Raw genomic sequence first — 986 nt, forward strand, 5'->3', positions numbered from 1 at the left:
TGTCCGTGGCCGTGCAAAAGTAGCCGCAGGTGGCCGGGTTGAGGTCACCGCTGGTGGCCAGATTCAAGTCCCCACGTCTTGAGTGCTTGTCCGTGTGTCGTGGGGCGGGGTGTGCCCCTGAACGGTGATCGTGACGGTGTCGAGCCAGTCACGTGATCACCGCTCAGGGAGTCTGCCCGGCCATGAAATCTTCGGGGGAAGTCATGGACATCATCGCCGCCTACCGCGAGGTAGGCACCTATCGTGGGGCCGCTGAGATGTGCGGCACCACCCACAAGACCGTCAAACGCATCATCGAGCGGGCGCTGGCCGGGGACAAGGCGCCGCCCCGCAGGCAACGCGAGCACAACTACGACGCGGTCGCCCAGCTGGTGGCCGACAAGGTCCGCGCGACGCATGCGAAGATCTCTGCCAAACGGCTGCTGCCCTTGGCGCAGGCCGCCGGGTACGGCGGGTCGGCGCGTAACTTCCGGCGGCTGGTCGCCGAGGCCAAGAAGGCATGGCGGCGTCAGAACCCGCGCGGGCGGCGCCCGGCCATCTGGACACCAGGCGAGATGCTGGTCATCGACTGGGGCGACGCGGGCGGCGGGCTGCACGTGTTCTGCGCCGTGCTGGCCTGGTCACGTTTGCGGTTCGTCCGCTTCGCCGACAACGAGCGCGCCGAGACCACGCTGGCCTTCCTGGCCGAGTGCTTCGAGGCTCTCGGCGCGGTGCCCAAGGTGGTGCTGGCCGACCGGATGGGCTGCCTGAAGGGCGGCGTGGTGGCCAACAAGGTCATCCCCACCGCCGACTACGTGCGCTTCGCCACCCACTACGGCTTTCGGCCCGACTGGTGCGAGGCGAACGACCCGGAGTCGAAGGGGATCGTGGAGAACCTGGTCGGCTACGCCAAGCGGGACCTGGTCGTCCCGCAGGCGCCGTTCGAGGACCTGACGGTGGCCAATATCGCCGCCCGCACCTGGTGCGCCGAGGTCAACACGGTGGCG

Annotated in this window: 1 protein-coding gene; it reads left to right on the forward strand. The window is 68.6% G+C overall.

Annotated features, from left to right (window positions below):
- Positions 1-182: 182 nt before the first annotated feature.
- The coding region (gene istA, locus OUY22_RS36655) for an IS21 family transposase (protein ID WP_270159914.1) at positions 183-986 on the forward strand (804 nt) is incomplete at its 3' end.

The sequence above is a fragment of the Nonomuraea corallina genome, assembly GCF_027620315.1.
Lineage (GTDB): Bacteria > Actinomycetota > Actinomycetes > Streptosporangiales > Streptosporangiaceae > Nonomuraea > Nonomuraea corallina.